This is a genomic window from Pseudomonas sp. yb_5 (assembly GCF_043103865.1).
Classification (GTDB): domain Bacteria; phylum Pseudomonadota; class Gammaproteobacteria; order Pseudomonadales; family Pseudomonadaceae; genus Aquipseudomonas; species Aquipseudomonas putida_Y.
In genome coordinates this window covers 19,045-34,155 of record NZ_JBICKE010000020.1, presented here as the reverse complement: position 1 = coordinate 34,155, position 15,111 = coordinate 19,045, and the positions used below count along the sequence as shown (strand labels likewise).

The following is a 15,111-nucleotide window of genomic DNA, read 5'->3' as shown; positions in this document are numbered from 1 at the left end:
ACCTTGTCATGCGTTTGAAACAGCCTTGCGGGCTATATCAATATGGTTACTTATACTGAAGCCGTACATTCAACCTCTATCACTAATAACTGCTTTGTCTATGTACCTGCTCTCTCAAAACTAGCAGCAGTCTGGCAACTGGAAAAGAAACTGATAAAACTCGAATTTCTGGTGAAAAATTTGCGAAAGCGACAAAAGCGGCTAATTTCAAGCATCGCAGGCTGAACAGAGCGTTTGCTCTAGAAGGACATGGAGGTGCCAGCATTCAAGGCCTGCAGCCCAAGCTGTCGGCACTCTCCAGGAGCACCCGTGAAGGAAATTTCCTTCCTTTACGGCGCCTTAAACTGACGCAAGTCAGCTCAAGGCAGCGGCGTCGGATCTATTCTGTCGTCAACTTTCTCCTGGCAGGAGTTGTTAAATGTCTGATTCATCCGGAAAACTAAAGCTCGGCGCGTTAGTTGCACTTGTCGTCGGCTCGATGATTGGCGGCGGTATCTTCTCGCTGCCGCAAAACATGGCCGCCAGCGCAGGGGTCGGGGCCGTGCTGATCGGCTGGGCGATCACTGCGGTCGGCATGCTGACCCTGGCCTTCGTGTTCCAGACCCTGGCCAACCGCAAGCCTGACCTGGATGGCGGGGTGTATGCCTATGCCAAGGCCGGCTTCGGCGACTACATGGGCTTTTCCTCGGCCTGGGGCTATTGGATCAGTGCCTGGCTGGGCAACGTCGGCTACTTCGTGCTGCTGTTCAGCACCCTGGGCTACTTCTTCCCGATTTTCGGTGAAGGCAATACCCCGGCCGCCATCATTGGCGCGTCGATCCTGTTGTGGGCGGTGCACTTTCTGGTACTGCGCGGCATCAAGGAAGCGGCCTTCATCAACCTGGTCACCACGGTGGCCAAAGTGGTGCCGCTGGTGCTGTTCGCCCTGATCTGCCTGTTCGCCTTCAGGCTCGACATCTTCACCGCCGATATCTGGGCCGTGGGCACGCCAGAGCTTGGCAGTGTCATGAACCAGGTGCGCAACATGATGCTGGTCACCGTGTGGGTGTTCATCGGCATCGAGGGCGCGAGCATCTTCTCGGCGCGGGCGGAAAAACGCACCGACGTGGGCAAGGCAACGGTGATCGGCTTCGTGACCGTGCTGCTGTTCCTGGTGTTGGTCAACGTGCTGTCGCTGGGCATCATGACTCAACCGGAACTGGCCAAGCTGCAGAACCCGTCGATGGCTGCCGTGCTGGAGCATGTGGTCGGCCACTGGGGGGCGGTGCTGATCAGCGTCGGCCTGGTCATCTCGCTGCTCGGGGCGCTGCTGTCGTGGGTGCTGCTGTGCGCCGAGATCATGTTCGCCGCCGCCAAGGACCACACCATGCCGGAGTTCCTGCGCCGCGAGAACGCCAAACAGGTACCGGCCAACGCCCTGTGGCTGACCAACGCCATGGTGCAGATCTTCCTGGTCATCACGCTGTTCTCAAACAGCACCTACCTGTCTCTGATCTACCTCGCCACCTCGATGATCCTGGTGCCCTACCTGTGGTCGGCAGCCTATGCGTTCCTGCTGGCATTGCGCAGCGAAACCTACGAACAGGCCCTGGCCGAACGCAAGAAGGACCTGCTCATCGGTGGTATCGCCCTGCTGTACGCCGTCTGGCTGCTGTACGCCGGTGGCGTGAAATACCTGCTGCTCTCGGCCCTGCTCTACGCACCTGGCGCGATCCTGTTCGCCAAGGCCAAGCGTGAGGTGGGCCAACCGGTCTTCACCAACGTGGAAAAACTGATCTTCGCAGCCGTGGTCATTGGCGCCCTGGTGGCAGCCTTTGGTCTGTATGACGGCTTCCTGACCCTTTGACCCACGTCTTCGATCAATTGGAGGAATGAAACCATGTCCGCTGAAAAACAGAAGTACGGTGTCCACTCCGAAGCCGGCAAACTGCGCAAAGTGATGGTTTGCGCCCCGGGCCTGGCGCACAAGCGCCTGACACCGAGCAACTGTGACGAACTGCTGTTCGACGATGTGATCTGGGTCGACCAGGCCAAGCGTGACCATTTCGACTTCGTCACCAAGATGCGCGAGCGTGGCGTGGATGTGCTGGAGATGCACAACCTGCTGACCGATATCGTTCAGAACAAAGAGGCGCTCAAGTGGATCCTCGACCGCAAGATCACCCCTGACACCGTCGGCGTAGGCCTGACCAACGAAGTGCGCAGCTGGCTCGAAGGCCTGGAGCCACGCCACCTGGCCGAGTTCCTGATCGGCGGCGTGGCAGGTCAGGACCTGCCGCAGAGCGAAGGCGCCGAAGTCGTGAAGATGTACAACGACTACCTGGGCCACTCCAGCTTCATCCTGCCACCACTGCCCAACACCCAGTTCACGCGCGACACCACCTGCTGGATCTACGGCGGCGTGACGCTGAACCCGATGTACTGGCCGGCGCGTCGCCAGGAAACCCTGTTGACCACCGCCATCTACAAGTTCCACAAGGAGTTCACCGAGGCCGACTTCCAGGTGTGGTATGGCGACCCGGACAAGGACCATGGCAATGCCACGCTCGAAGGCGGTGATGTGATGCCGATCGGCAATGGCATCGTGCTGATCGGCATGGGCGAGCGCACCTCGCGCCAGGCCATCGGCCAACTGGCGCAAAACCTGTTCGCCAAGGGCGCCGTCAAGGAAGTGATCGTCGCCGGCCTGCCAAAATCTCGCGCCGCCATGCACCTGGACACTGTATTCAGCTTCTGCGACCGCGACCTGGTCACGGTCTTCCCGGAAGTGGTGAAAGAGATTGTGCCATTCATCATCCGCCCGGACGAAAGCAAGCCTTACGGTATGGATGTACGCCGCATCAACAAGTCGTTCATCGAAGTGGTGGGCGAGCAGCTGGGCGTCCAGCTGCGCGTGGTCGAAACCGGCGGCAACAGCTTCGCCGCCGAGCGCGAACAGTGGGATGACGGTAACAACGTGGTGGCCATCGAGCCGGGCGTAGTCATTGGCTACGACCGCAACACCTACACCAACACCCTGCTGCGCAAGGCCGGCATCGAGGTCATCACCATCAGCGCCGGCGAACTGGGCCGGGGCCGGGGCGGCGGCCACTGCATGACCTGCCCGATCGTGCGCGACCCGATCGACTACTAACGACCATCACGCCCGGCCGCACCCATGAAGTGGCGGCCGGGACATCACCGAACTCAAGGAGAAACTGTCATGGCGTTCAACATTCACAACCGCAACTTGCTCAGCCTGGAACACCACACCACCCGTGAGTTGCGCTACCTGCTGGACCTGTCCCGCGACCTCAAGCGGGCCAAGTACACGGGCACCGAGCAGCAGCACCTGAAGGGCAACAACATTGCCCTGATCTTCGAAAAAACCTCCACCCGTACCCGTTGCGCCTTCGAAGTTGCGGCCTATGACCAGGGCGCCAACGTCACCTACATCGACCCCAACTCTTCGCAGATCGGCCACAAGGAAAGCATGAAGGACACCGCCCGTGTGCTCGGGCGCATGTATGACGCCATCGAGTACCGTGGCTTCAAGCAGGAAATCGTCGAAGAGCTGGCCAAGTTCGCCGGCGTCCCGGTGTTCAACGGCCTGACCGACGAATACCATCCGACCCAGATGATCGCCGACGTGCTGACCATGCGTGAGCACAGCGACAAGCCGCTGCACGACATCAGCTACGCCTACCTGGGCGATGCCCGCAACAACATGGGCAACTCGCTGCTGCTGATCGGCGCCAAGCTGGGCATGGATGTGCGCATCGCCGCGCCCAAGGCACTGTGGCCACACGACGACTTGGTCGAGCGTTGCAAGCAGTACGCTGAAGAAAGCGGCGCACGCATTACCCTCACCGAAGACCCGAAAGCCGCGGTCAAGGGGGTCGACTTTGTCCATACCGACGTGTGGGTATCGATGGGCGAGCCGATCGAAGCCTGGGGTGAGCGCATCAAGCAGCTCAAGCCTTATCAGGTGAATGCCGAACTGATGAAGTCCACCGGTAACCCACGGACCAAGTTCATGCACTGCCTGCCGGCATTCCACAACTCCGACACCAAGGTAGGCAAGCAGATCGCCGAACAATACCCGGACCTGGCAAACGGCATCGAAGTGACCGATGACGTGTTCGAGTCGCCAGCGTGCATCGCCTTCGAGCAGGCGGAAAACCGCATGCACACGATCAAGGCGATCCTGGTATCGACCCTGGCTGATCTATAAGTAGCCCGCAGTCCCTGTGGGAGCGGGCGTGCCCGCGAAGGCGTCAGCCGCATCATCGATGATGTCAGGTCTGGCCTCTTCGCGGGCATGCCCGCTCCCACAGCGAACTCCGCAGCCTCCGTGCAGCGACAGTCGATTCATTCTTTCGCTAAAGGACATTCCACATGCGTATCGTTGTTGCATTGGGCGGCAACGCCCTGCTACGTCGCGGCGAGCCCATGACCGCTGACAACCAGCGCGCCAATATCCGCACCGCCACCGAACAGATCGCCAAAATTCACCCTGGCAACGAACTGGTCATCGCCCACGGCAACGGCCCTCAAGTGGGTCTGCTGTCGCTTCAGGCCCTGTCGTACAAGCCTGAAGAAGCGTACCCGCTAGACGTGCTGGGCGCCGAAACCGAGGGCATGATCGGTTACATGATCGAACAGGAACTGGGCAACCTGCTGGCCTTCGAGGTGCCCTTCGCCACCTTGCTCACCCAAGTGGAAGTGGACGCCAACGACCCGGCCTTCAAGGATCCGACCAAGTTCATCGGCCCGGTCTATAGCAAGGAAGAGGCCGAGCGCCTGGCCAAGGAAAAGGGCTGGGTGGTCAAGGCCGACGGCGACAAGTACCGCCGCGTGGTGGCCAGCCCGAAACCCAAGCGCATCTTCGAAATTCGCCCGATCAAGTGGCTGCTGGAAAAAAGCAGCATCGTGATTTGCGCAGGCGGTGGCGGCATCCCCACCCTGTACGATGAAAACCACAAGCTCAAAGGCATCGAGGCGGTGATCGACAAAGACCTGTGCTCGGCGCTGCTGGCCGAGCAATTGGAAGCCGACCTTCTGATTATCGCCACCGACGTCGATGCAGCCTACATTGACTGGGGCAAACCGACGCAGAAGGCCATCGCCCAGGCCCACCCGGACGCGTTGGAAACGCTGGGGTTTGCCGCCGGCTCCATGGGGCCGAAGGTGCAGGCCGCCTGCGACTTTGCCCGCAACACCGGCAAGGTGGCGGTGATCAGTTCGCTGGAGAACATCGAAGGCATCGTCAAAGGCAAAGCCGGCACTCGGGTTTCCACCGAGAAGCCGGGCATCAGCTACCGTTGAATGCAGCAGGCGGGCTTACGCGGCCCGCCATTTTCAACCTTCCAAAGGAGATAGCCATGGCCCAGTATCACTCCGGTCATGTACACATCGAGCGCACTGCGCTGAACCACGCCGACCACAGCTATGACCTGAACATCGAGTACGAGGCCGTGTCGGACCCCAAGGAAGGCAGAGGCATTCAATTCCACATGCATGGCAGCATCGAAGGCAAGACGGTGGAAGAAAAGTTCTTCCTCGCCAAGGACCAGGTCTTGCCCAGCTTCCTCATGCTACTGACCCGCAAGGCGCAGTCGTATCTGGCGCCGCCGAAGAAATTCGAGACCCTGAGTTCGCCGCACAAGCTCTATGACCATATGTTTGCGGACATTCGCGAAAAGCTCGATGTGAAATCGGGCGACCCGATCAAGCCTGAACATCTGGAGTGACCCTTTTCGCGAGCAAGCCCGCCCCTACAGCAGCAATCCTGTGGGAGCGGGCGCGCCCGCGAATGCGCCACCGCCAACCTTGGGCCTGCCCCCCGTCTCAGGGCATACTGGCGGCCTCCATCGCCAACTGTCCGAATCCCATGCGCATCCACGTCAGTTTCATCGACCGCGTCGGCATCACCCAGGAAGTCCTTGCCCTGCTCGGTGCCCGCAACCTCAACCTGGACGCCGTGGAGATGGTCCCGCCGAACGTCTACATCGACGCCCCTACCCTGAGCCCCGCCGTACTCGAAGAACTGCACGACGCGCTGTTCGAAGTACACGGCGTGCAATCGGTGGACGTGGTCGACATCCTCCCAGGCCAGCGCCGCCACCTGCAACTCGATGCCCTGCTGGCCGCCATGAGCGACCCGGTGCTGGCGGTGGACAGCGCAGGCCTGGTGCTATTGGCCAACCCGGCGCTGATCGAACTGTGCGGTCGCGAATCTGCCGGGCGCTCGGTGGGTGAACTGTTTGGCGACCCCGCACTGCTGCAAGCGCTGCTGGACAACAACTTCCACCTGCCCATGCGCGAGATGCAGCTGAACGGCCATAGCCTGCTGCTGGACGCCATGCCGATCACCAACGCCGGTGGCCTGCTGACGCTGTACCCACCCTCGCGCATGGGCGAACGCCTGTCGGCCCTGCATCACGATCACGCCGAGGGCTTCGATGCCTTGCTGGGCGAGTCGCCGGCCATCCGCACCCTCAAAGCCCGCGCCTTACGCGTGGCGGCGCTCGATGCGCCGCTGCTGGTGCATGGCGAGACCGGCACCGGCAAAGAACTGGTAGCCCGCGCCTGCCATGCCGTCAGCAGCCGCCACGCGGCCCCGTTCCTGGCCCTGAACTGCGCCGCGCTGCCCGAGAGCCTGGCCGAAAGCGAACTGTTCGGCTACGCACCCGGGGCCTTTACCGGCGCGCAACGAGGTGGCAAGCCTGGGCTGATGGAACTGGCCAACCAGGGCACAGTGTTCCTCGATGAAATAGGTGAAATGTCACCCTACCTGCAGGCCAAGTTGCTGCGTTTTCTCAGCGATGGCAGCTTCCGCCGGGTGGGTGGCGACCGCGAAGTGAAGGTGGATGTGCGCATCATCAGTGCCACCCACCGCGACCTGGAACGCATGGTCGCCGAAGGCAGTTTCCGCGAAGACCTGTTCTACCGTCTGAACGTGCTCAACCTGGAGGTACCACCGCTTCGCGACCGTGGCCAGGACATCCTGATGCTGGCGCACTTCTTCATGCAGCAGGCGTGCACACAGATCCAGCGCCCAGCCTGCCGGCTGACCCCATCCACCCATTCGGCACTGCTGGCCAACCCTTGGCCGGGCAATGTGCGCCAGTTGCAGAACGTGATCTTCCGCGCTGCTGCCATCTGCGAGGGTAACCTGGTGGATATCGGCGACCTGGACATCGCCGGCACCTCGGTGGCACGTGGGCAAGATGGCGAAGTGGCCAGCCTCGAGCAGGCCGTGGGTAATTTCGAGCGCGAACTGTTGCAGCGCTTGTATGCCAGCTACCCGTCAACACGGCAACTGGCCGGACGCTTGCAAACTTCGCACACGGCTATTGCCCAGCGGCTGCGTAAATATGGAATACCCGGAAAACCATGACGGCTGTGGTCAAAACCCGTAATTGAATCGGAATTTTCCTGGCCGCTCAGCCGCATTTGACTGGTGTGCTCTCCGTAAAAGGGTGACATTGTAATTTCACATGTCCCCCTGAACTAAGAGCCCCCGATGTTTGAACTGGTGAAGGGTTTGCCAATGGTTCAGAACACCGTGGGTATCGGCCAGGCAACAAGACTGGGGCTCGCCCCACTGATGGGCCTACCCTGGCATTACCCTGGTTCATTGCGGGTTAAGCAATTTCAAAAGTCCCTTGAGTGACAGGGCAGGCAATCAGAAAGTCGTTCTGAGTTGTGTCGGGCCTGCCAGTACAGCCTACCAACGCAGCATGCGGGGCCCCCACCAGGCACCGAACACCGTCGGAACAAGCATGCCAAGGACATACCAGACACCCCAGAACGGTACGCCCATTTCCGGACAATGCAGGCAGTAGACCACCGTTGCAGTCGAACCCGCCAGCAGGCCACCAGCAGCACCCGCTAACCGTAACCGGGTGGGCGCCAGGCCTTTCAGCGCCCAGAACACGGTGACAAAGGCCGGCACCGACAGCAATGCGATATTCAGTGCGCAGGTACGCCATGTGCGCCCGAACAACAGGTCGGCGCGCGCATCCACAGGCGCCCCAGCGATACTGATGGCCGCCCCGCACCAGACCAGCAGCAGTGGCAAGCCAAGCATCGTCCAGCCTGCAGCGCCATTCCCTCCTGGCCTGGCCAAGCGGCTCGTCAACCACAGCCCGATCAACGCCAAGCTGGATGGAAAGGCGACTTTGCCCCAGAACAGCGGGGTTTGTGCGACCTCTGTGATATCACTGCGTACACCGTAAAGGGTAATAGTCAGCAGCAGTGCTGCGGTCAGCCCGCCCAGCACAGCCACTGCCATCCGCCTACTAACGGCGTGGCGCGGCACTGGCCCTTCGCCTGCGGCCAGCAAGGCAATCAAATCGTCAGTCTTCATGGTTGTGGGCTCCTCCAATCAGCCTGGATAGCGCTTTCAGACCTCGATGTATCCCAACCTTCACCGCTGAACTGGAAAGCCCGGTAAGTTGTGCCGTCTCTTCGACAGACAACCCCTCCAGCTTGACATGAACAATCGGCAGTCGTTGCCGCTCTGGCAGTTGCTTGAGCAGCTTGGTCAGGTCTCGGCTGGCCTCGGCTGATTCAACCTCCGAGATGGCAAACAGTTGCGCATCATCGTCCAGAACATCATGCCGGGCTTCGCGACGTGAAACACTTCGCAGATGATCCGCCAGTTTGTAACGGGCGATCGCATGCACCCAGGCCGTCAAAGGCTGCTGTGCCTGGTAAGTGTGACGCGCGTTATGCACTGCCAGCAGCACATCCTGCACCATGTCCTCTATCTCGGCCGGCCGCCTGCTCAGACGGCTGCGCAGAAACGCACGTACATGCAGCGCAAGCGTGCCGAGAAAATCCTGATAGGCCAGCTGGTCGCCTGTCAGCCCTCGAAGCAACAGTGCTTTCAACCGGGCCTCGCGAGCCTCGAGCTCATCCTGTGAGTTAGTTCGCTGCATGGGCCGCCTGGGTTACACCCTGAATACAATTGACTTGATTCATCCGCTCCCGGCGTGTGGCACGCAGGTGCTGCAAATATGCCATGCCCTTGGCCTCGACATCAGCTTGTGAAGACAAGCCCTGAAAAAAATTCTCCCAAGGCTGTAACCCTTTTTACGCGAGGCACGAATTACTCCATGAGCCGCCGGTAAAGACCACGGCCACACTCTCAGGAGATTCACCCATGAAAACCCTCGCCCTCACCACTGCAGCACTTGCTCTCGCCTCGCTTGCAGGCGTTGCCATGGCGGCCGACAGCACGCAACCCGCAGGCAGTGGCGCTGCCATGGAAAAATGCTACGGCGTCGCCATGGCAGGAAAGAACGATTGCAAGGCCGGCGCCGGTACCAGCTGCGCAGGCAGTGCGAAGAAAGACTACGACGGCATGCACTGGAAAAACGTCCCCGCCGGCACCTGCACTTCGATCAAGACACCTGCCGGCATGGGTTCGCTGACACCTCACAAGTCTTGATCAGGGGAAACCGACCATGAACGCAGACGCACGAATGGGCGCCGGAGTCAGCCTGAAGGCCGAGCACTACGACCAGGCGCTGGCGTGCGATCTCGAAGGGCTCTGGTTTGAAGTTCACCCGGAGAACTACATGGTCGGTGGCCCTCGCCTTGCCTGGCTGAACCGCATCGCAGAGCGGCACCCGGTCTCATTGCATGGTGTGGCACTTTCGCTGGCGGCTGACGCAGCCCCCGATCAGGACCACTTGCAGCGTCTGCGCGCACTGTGCGATCAGATCGAACCGGTACTTGTATCAGAGCACCTGGCCTGGTCCACCTGGCAGGGGCACTACCATCCAGACCTTCTGCCATTCCCGCGCAGCAACGAAGCCCTGCAGCGCATCGCTGAAAACATCCAGCGATGCCAGGAGGTATTGGGCCGGCGGATATCCATCGAAAACCCCAGTCATTACCTGCAGCTGCAGGGCCATGACTGGGACGAGATCGACTTTCTTGACGAACTGACACGTCGCACGGGTTGTGGCCTGCTGCTGGACATCAACAACGTCTATGTGAGTGCTCACAATCTGGGGTTCTCGGCAACTGCCTACCTGGACCGCTTTCCAGCGCAAGCCATCACAGAAATTCACCTGGCCGGGCACAGCGATGATGACCAAGCCAACCTGTTGATCGACTCTCATGATGCGCAGGTGGCCGAGCCTGTGTGGGCGCTGTACCGCCAACTGGTTTCCCGTGTCGGCCCGCGCCCGACACTCATTGAACGTGACGACAAGCTTCCCCCGTTCACCGAACTGCTTGCTGAACGGTCCATCGCACAGTCGATCATGACTTGCCCAGGTGTATTGCCATGAACCTTTCCCTTGGTCAGTTCCAGCACGCATTCATCGAGGCACTCTATTCCCGCCCTGCTCCCCAGCTTTCGGGAGTGACCGAACAAGCGGCATTCGCGGTTTATCGCAACACGGTGCTGGCCGGCTGCGTGGATGCGCTGCGCGCAAACTTTCCGAGCGTGTGCACACTCGTCGGGCGCGCCTGGATGGATGAGACCGCGGCAGTCTATGCGCGGCAATTTCCCCCCAGCGATCCCCGGCTGATCTGCTACGGCGCAACCTTTCCGGATTTCCTCGAAGACATTCAGTCACAGCATGCTGTGCCGTATCTGGCGGATGTCGCGCGCCTGGACCTGCGTTGGACAGAAGCCTTCAGCGCGCCGAACGAAACGTGCCTGAACCTTGTCGAGCTGGCAGGCATGACCCCCAGCGATCTGGATCACGGTTGCTTGGCCCCCCGTGCCAGTGCCCGTTGGTACTGGTGCGAAGCGCATCCTGTGTACACCCTGTGGCGCTGCGCCCGCGAACAGCTTGCCTGGCCCCATGACCAGCCATGGGTGGGCGAAGGGGTACTGTTTGTCGGAACCGCTGATGGCGTATGCCATCAGCCGCTGGGGAAAGGTGGCCATGCGTTCCTCAAGGCCTGTGCGGCCGGACACTCGCTGATGCAGGCCTCAGACCTGGCACGACACGCAGAAACCGACCTGGACTTCACCGAGATGCTCGGGCGCCTGATGACAGCCCAGGCTTTTCGCCCACTCGCCTTCACAGGAGAACACCACCATGGCTAGTGTCGATTTCACACCCCCGGCCAGCAGCCTGCGGCGCGCCTGGAACCACGTTGCGCAGAGCATCGAGCGCCGGTTGAGCGATGACCTGTTGTGCCTGGTCGCCCGGCTCGGGATCGCCTCGATATTCTTTCTTTCCGGGCGCACCAAAGTGGAAGGTTTCCTCACCCTCACACCCGGCACCTACGAGCTGTTCCGCACCGAGTACGCGCTGCCGCTCCTTTCGCCCTGGCTTGCAGCACACCTGGCAACCTACGCTGAGCACTTGTTCCCGCTATTGCTGGTGCTCGGCCTGATGACCAGGCTATCTGCGCTGGCACTGCTGGGCATGACCCTGGTGATAGAAGTGTTCGTCTACCCCGATGCGTGGCCCACCCACCTGACTTGGGCAGGGCTCTTGCTGCTCCTGATCGCCCGTGGCGCCGGTGCGTTTTCGCTGGATCATCTGCTGGAAATGAAATGACCGAAGGCCAATGGGCACCTGCCCTGTTCACGCATCAACCGTATCGTTGTCGCTACACCGTAGCGAAACCGATACGGTGCCGTCTCGACGTGGGTGCACAAGGGTTTGATGCTCAAACCCTTTTCCTCCCATGTGCACCTGTAACGATATCATTCCACAGAAAAGATAAGGATTTACCCAATATTCACGTAACATATTGATAAACAAGCATTTTTGTAGATTGGCCGCATTATTGCTAAAGGAATCCTACCCTAAGAGCGCGGCGCCACCGCGCCCAACGCCCTGCTTCCCGAGGATTCCCCATGAGCGAGTTGCGTTTCACTGAAGATCACGAATGGCTGCGCGTCGAAGCCGATGGCAGCGTCACCGTGGGCATCACCGCCTACGCCCAGAATGCCCTTGGCGACGTGGTTTTCGTGCAACTGCCAGAGTTGCAGCAGTATGAGAAAGGCAGCGAAGCGTCCACCGTCGAATCGGTCAAGGCCGCCAGCGGCGTGTACATGCCACTGACGGGTGAAGTGGTCGAGGTCAACGGCCAGCTTGAAGACAGCCCTGAACTGGTCAACGAAGACCCGATGGGCGAAGGCTGGTTCTTCCGCTTCATCCCTGCCGATGCAGAAGCCGTGACCGCTCTGCTCGACCAGGACGCCTACGACCGCCTGCTCAAAGCCAACGACGACGCCTGAGGACACCCGCCATGACCATTAACCTCGGCACCGCCAACGAATTCATCGCCCGTCACATAGGCCCGCGCGCCGCTGACGAACAGGCCATGCTCACTGCACTGGGCTTCGACTCGCTGGACGCCATGACCGCTGCGGTCATCCCCGACAGCATCAAAGGCACCAGCGTGCTTGGCTCGCACGACGGCCAGAGCGAGGCCGATGCGCTCGCTGCACTCAAGGCCATCGCTGGCAAGAACCAGCTGTTCAAAAGCTACATCGGCCAGGGCTACTACAACACCCACACTCCGGCACCGATCCTGCGCAACCTGCTGGAAAACCCGGCCTGGTACACCGCCTACACCCCGTACCAGCCAGAAATTTCCCAGGGCCGCCTGGAAGCGCTGCTGAACTTCCAGACCCTGATCAGCGACCTCACCGGCCTGCCGATCGCCAACGCCTCCTTGCTCGACGAAGCCACCGCTGCGGCCGAGGCCATGACCTTCTGCAAGCGTCTGTCGAAGAACAAGTCCAGCCATGCCTTCTTTGCCTCCGTGCACTGTCACCCGCAAACCCTCGACGTGCTGCGCACCCGTGCCGAGCCGCTGGGTATCGAGGTTGTGGTTGGCGACGAGCGCGAGCTGGGCGATGTCAGCGCCTTCTTCGGCGCCCTGCTGCAATACCCGGCCAGCAACGGTGAAGTGTTCGACTACCGCGAGGTCGTGCAGCGTTTCCACGCTGCCAACGCTCTGGTCGCCGTAGCGGCAGACCTGCTGGCCCTGACCCTGCTGACCCCACCGGGCGAATTCGAGGCCGACGTGGCCATCGGCAGCGCCCAGCGCTTCGGCGTGCCACTGGGCTTCGGTGGCCCGCACGCGGCTTACTTTGCCACCCGCGACGCGTTCAAGCGCGACATGCCTGGCCGCCTGGTCGGCGTGTCGATCGACCGCTTCGGCAAAACCGCCCTGCGTCTGGCCATGCAGACCCGCGAGCAACACATCCGCCGTGAAAAGGCCACCAGCAACATCTGCACCGCCCAAGTGCTGCTGGCCAACATCGCCAGCATGTTCGCCGTGTACCACGGCCCTGCCGGCCTCAAGCGCATTGCCGAGCGTACCCATGCGCTGACCGCGATCCTCGCCGCCGGCCTGAAGGCGCTGGGCGTACAGGTGGTAGGTGCCAGCGCCTTCGACACCCTGACCCTGGCCACCGGCAGTGCCACTGCCAGCCTGCATGACAAGGCACGCGCCCAGGGCATCAACCTGCGTCAGATCGATGCCGCCCATGTGGGGCTGTCTCTGGACGAAACCAGCACTCAGGCTGACGTCGAGTCGCTGTGGCAGCTGTTGGGTGGCGAGCAGGCACAGCCTGACTTCGCCGCACTGGCCACCAGCACCGGTTCCCTGCTGCCTGCTGCCCTGCTGCGCCAATCGGCCATCCTCGAACACCCGGTGTTCAACCGCTACCACAGCGAAACCGAGCTGATGCGCTACCTGCGCCGCCTGGCCGACAAGGACCTGGCGCTGGACCGCAGCATGATCCCGCTGGGCTCGTGCACCATGAAGCTGAACGCCGCCAGCGAAATGATCCCGGTCACCTGGGCCGAGTTCGGCAACCTGCACCCGTTCGCCCCCGCCGAGCAGAGCCAGGGCTACCTGCAGATGACCACCGAACTGGAGGCCATGCTGTGCGCGGCCACCGGCTATGATGCCGTGTCGCTGCAGCCCAACGCCGGCTCGCAGGGCGAATATGCCGGGCTGTTGGCGATCCGCGCCTACCACCGCAGCCGTGGTGAAGGCCACCGCGATATCTGCCTGATCCCGTCGTCGGCCCATGGCACCAACCCGGCCACCGCACACATGGCTGGCATGCGTGTAGTGGTTACCGCCTGTGACGCCCGTGGCAACGTCGATGTCGAGGACCTGCGCGCCAAAGCCATCGAGCACCGCGAACGCCTGGCTGCAATCATGATCACCTACCCGTCGACCCACGGTGTGTTCGAGGAAGCGATCGGCGATATCTGCGCGATCATCCACGACAACGGCGGCCAGGTGTACATCGACGGCGCGAACATGAATGCCATGGTCGGGCTGTGCGCACCAGGCAAGTTCGGCGGCGACGTTTCCCACCTGAACCTGCACAAGACCTTCTGCATTCCGCATGGTGGCGGCGGCCCAGGCGTCGGCCCGATTGGCGTCAAGTCGCACCTGGCGCCGTTCCTGCCAGGCCATGCACAGCTGGAAAACACCCAGGGCGCGGTATGCGCTGCGCCGTTCGGTAGCGCCAGCATCCTGCCAATCACATGGATGTATATCCGCATGATGGGCGGTGCCGGCCTCAAACGTGCCTCGCAAATGGCAATCCTTAACGCCAACTACATCGCCCGCCGCCTGGAAGAGCACTATCCTGTTCTGTATACCGGCGGTAACGGCCTGGTGGCTCACGAGTGCATTCTCGACCTGCGCCCACTGAAGGACACCAGCGGCATCAGTGTCGACGACGTGGCCAAGCGGTTGATCGACTTCGGCTTCCACGCCCCGACCATGTCCTTCCCGGTGGCTGGCACGCTGATGATCGAACCGACCGAAAGCGAGTCCAAAGAAGAACTGGACCGCTTCTGCAACGCGATGATCCAGATCCGCGAAGAAATCCGCGCAGTGGAGGACGGTAGCCTGGACAAGGACGACAACCCGCTGAAAAACGCACCGCACACTGCGGCTGAGCTGGTTGGCGAATGGACCCATGGCTACAGCCGCGAGCAGGCGGTATACCCGCTGGCGAGCCTGGTGGAAGGCAAGTACTGGCCGCCGGTCGGCCGGGTCGACAACGTGTTCGGCGACCGCAACCTGGTGTGCGCCTGCCCGTCGATCGAGAGCTATCAGGACGTCTGATAGCCCCTCCCCGCCACCTGGCTTGGGTGGCGGGCTCTG

The 15,111-nt window shown here is 61.4% G+C and carries 14 protein-coding genes; 12 read left to right on the top strand and 2 right to left on the bottom strand.

Features of this window, described 5'->3' with window-relative positions; translation table 11 throughout:
- Positions 1-418: 418 nt before the first annotated feature.
- The 6 genes from arcD to ACF8GF_RS02655 all read left to right on the top strand — a co-directional run bounded on the left by arcD (position 419) and on the right by ACF8GF_RS02655 (position 7,381).
- Positions 419-1,846, top strand: a complete 1,428-nt coding sequence (gene arcD / locus ACF8GF_RS02680) for an arginine-ornithine antiporter (protein WP_176683711.1) — start codon at positions 419-421, stop codon at positions 1,844-1,846.
- Positions 1,847-1,879: 33 nt separating this feature from the next.
- Positions 1,880-3,133: an arginine deiminase gene (arcA, locus tag ACF8GF_RS02675; protein WP_021781892.1), complete on the top strand. Its 1,254-nt coding sequence runs from the start codon at positions 1,880-1,882 to the stop codon at positions 3,131-3,133.
- Positions 3,134-3,202: 69 nt separating this feature from the next.
- Complete coding sequence (locus ACF8GF_RS02670; protein ID WP_003255074.1) at positions 3,203-4,213, top strand: ornithine carbamoyltransferase; 1,011 nt, start codon at positions 3,203-3,205, stop codon at positions 4,211-4,213.
- Between the two features lie 164 nt (positions 4,214-4,377).
- The gene (gene arcC, locus ACF8GF_RS02665; RefSeq protein ID WP_392487596.1) at positions 4,378-5,307 is read left to right on the top strand and encodes a carbamate kinase; all 930 of its coding nucleotides are present in this window, start codon (positions 4,378-4,380) and stop codon (positions 5,305-5,307) included.
- A gap of 56 nt (positions 5,308-5,363) precedes the next feature.
- Positions 5,364-5,732 carry a DUF5064 family protein gene (locus ACF8GF_RS02660; protein WP_176683713.1) on the top strand — a complete coding sequence of 123 codons (369 nt, stop codon included), beginning with the start codon at positions 5,364-5,366 and terminating at the stop codon, positions 5,730-5,732.
- Between the two features lie 140 nt (positions 5,733-5,872).
- On the top strand, positions 5,873-7,381 hold the full coding sequence (locus ACF8GF_RS02655; RefSeq protein WP_021781889.1) for a sigma-54-dependent transcriptional regulator: 1,509 nt from the start codon (positions 5,873-5,875) through the stop codon (positions 7,379-7,381).
- Positions 7,382-7,711: 330 nt separating this feature from the next.
- On the opposite strand, the gene ACF8GF_RS02650 is transcribed toward ACF8GF_RS02655, so the two are convergent.
- Together ACF8GF_RS02650 and ACF8GF_RS02645 are read right to left on the bottom strand one after the other, a co-directional pair.
- Positions 7,712-8,353, bottom strand: a complete 642-nt coding sequence (locus tag ACF8GF_RS02650; protein WP_392487595.1) for a DUF1109 domain-containing protein — start codon at positions 8,351-8,353, stop codon at positions 7,712-7,714.
- Complete coding sequence (locus tag ACF8GF_RS02645; protein WP_176683715.1) at positions 8,343-8,927, bottom strand: sigma-70 family RNA polymerase sigma factor; 585 nt, start codon at positions 8,925-8,927, stop codon at positions 8,343-8,345. The genes ACF8GF_RS02650 and ACF8GF_RS02645 overlap by 11 nt, the downstream gene beginning before the upstream one ends.
- Positions 8,928-9,151: 224 nt before the next feature.
- Here ACF8GF_RS02645 and ACF8GF_RS02640 point away from each other — a divergent pair, with 224 nt between their 5' ends.
- From ACF8GF_RS02640 to gcvP, 6 genes are all read left to right on the top strand, one after another.
- Positions 9,152-9,439: a DUF2282 domain-containing protein gene (locus ACF8GF_RS02640; protein ID WP_021781885.1), complete on the top strand. Its 288-nt coding sequence runs from the start codon at positions 9,152-9,154 to the stop codon at positions 9,437-9,439.
- Between the two features lie 16 nt (positions 9,440-9,455).
- Positions 9,456-10,289: a DUF692 domain-containing protein gene (locus ACF8GF_RS02635; protein ID WP_392487594.1), complete on the top strand. Its 834-nt coding sequence runs from the start codon at positions 9,456-9,458 to the stop codon at positions 10,287-10,289.
- Positions 10,286-11,059 carry a DNA-binding domain-containing protein gene (locus ACF8GF_RS02630; RefSeq protein ID WP_392487593.1) on the top strand — a complete coding sequence of 258 codons (774 nt, stop codon included), beginning with the start codon at positions 10,286-10,288 and terminating at the stop codon, positions 11,057-11,059. Before ACF8GF_RS02635 ends, ACF8GF_RS02630 begins: the two co-directional genes overlap by 4 nt.
- Positions 11,052-11,519, top strand: coding sequence for a DoxX family protein (locus ACF8GF_RS02625; RefSeq protein WP_392487592.1), 468 nt, complete (start codon positions 11,052-11,054; stop codon positions 11,517-11,519). Before ACF8GF_RS02630 ends, ACF8GF_RS02625 begins: the two co-directional genes overlap by 8 nt.
- 302 nt (positions 11,520-11,821) lie before the next feature.
- Positions 11,822-12,205 carry a glycine cleavage system protein GcvH gene (gcvH, locus tag ACF8GF_RS02620; protein WP_003255087.1) on the top strand — a complete coding sequence of 128 codons (384 nt, stop codon included), beginning with the start codon at positions 11,822-11,824 and terminating at the stop codon, positions 12,203-12,205.
- Between the two features lie 11 nt (positions 12,206-12,216).
- Positions 12,217-15,072, top strand: a complete 2,856-nt coding sequence (gcvP, locus tag ACF8GF_RS02615; RefSeq protein WP_392487591.1) for an aminomethyl-transferring glycine dehydrogenase — start codon at positions 12,217-12,219, stop codon at positions 15,070-15,072.
- Positions 15,073-15,111: the final 39 nt, after the last annotated feature.

Coding starts and splice junctions, on each gene's coding strand:
- ACF8GF_RS02645 (WP_176683715.1), bottom strand. CDS start 8,927: ATGCAGCGAACTAACTCACAGGATGAGCTCGAGGCTCGCGAGGCCCGG.
- arcC (WP_392487596.1), top strand. CDS start 4,378: ATGCGTATCGTTGTTGCATTGGGCGGCAACGCCCTGCTACGTCGCGGC.
- gcvP (WP_392487591.1), top strand. CDS start 12,217: ATGACCATTAACCTCGGCACCGCCAACGAATTCATCGCCCGTCACATA.
- gcvH (WP_003255087.1), top strand. CDS start 11,822: ATGAGCGAGTTGCGTTTCACTGAAGATCACGAATGGCTGCGCGTCGAA.
- ACF8GF_RS02635 (WP_392487594.1), top strand. CDS start 9,456: ATGAACGCAGACGCACGAATGGGCGCCGGAGTCAGCCTGAAGGCCGAG.
- ACF8GF_RS02655 (WP_021781889.1), top strand. CDS start 5,873: ATGCGCATCCACGTCAGTTTCATCGACCGCGTCGGCATCACCCAGGAA.
- ACF8GF_RS02640 (WP_021781885.1), top strand. CDS start 9,152: ATGAAAACCCTCGCCCTCACCACTGCAGCACTTGCTCTCGCCTCGCTT.
- ACF8GF_RS02670 (WP_003255074.1), top strand. CDS start 3,203: ATGGCGTTCAACATTCACAACCGCAACTTGCTCAGCCTGGAACACCAC.
- ACF8GF_RS02650 (WP_392487595.1), bottom strand. CDS start 8,353: ATGAAGACTGACGATTTGATTGCCTTGCTGGCCGCAGGCGAAGGGCCA.
- ACF8GF_RS02630 (WP_392487593.1), top strand. CDS start 10,286: ATGAACCTTTCCCTTGGTCAGTTCCAGCACGCATTCATCGAGGCACTC.
- ACF8GF_RS02625 (WP_392487592.1), top strand. CDS start 11,052: ATGGCTAGTGTCGATTTCACACCCCCGGCCAGCAGCCTGCGGCGCGCC.
- arcD (WP_176683711.1), top strand. CDS start 419: ATGTCTGATTCATCCGGAAAACTAAAGCTCGGCGCGTTAGTTGCACTT.
- arcA (WP_021781892.1), top strand. CDS start 1,880: ATGTCCGCTGAAAAACAGAAGTACGGTGTCCACTCCGAAGCCGGCAAA.
- ACF8GF_RS02660 (WP_176683713.1), top strand. CDS start 5,364: ATGGCCCAGTATCACTCCGGTCATGTACACATCGAGCGCACTGCGCTG.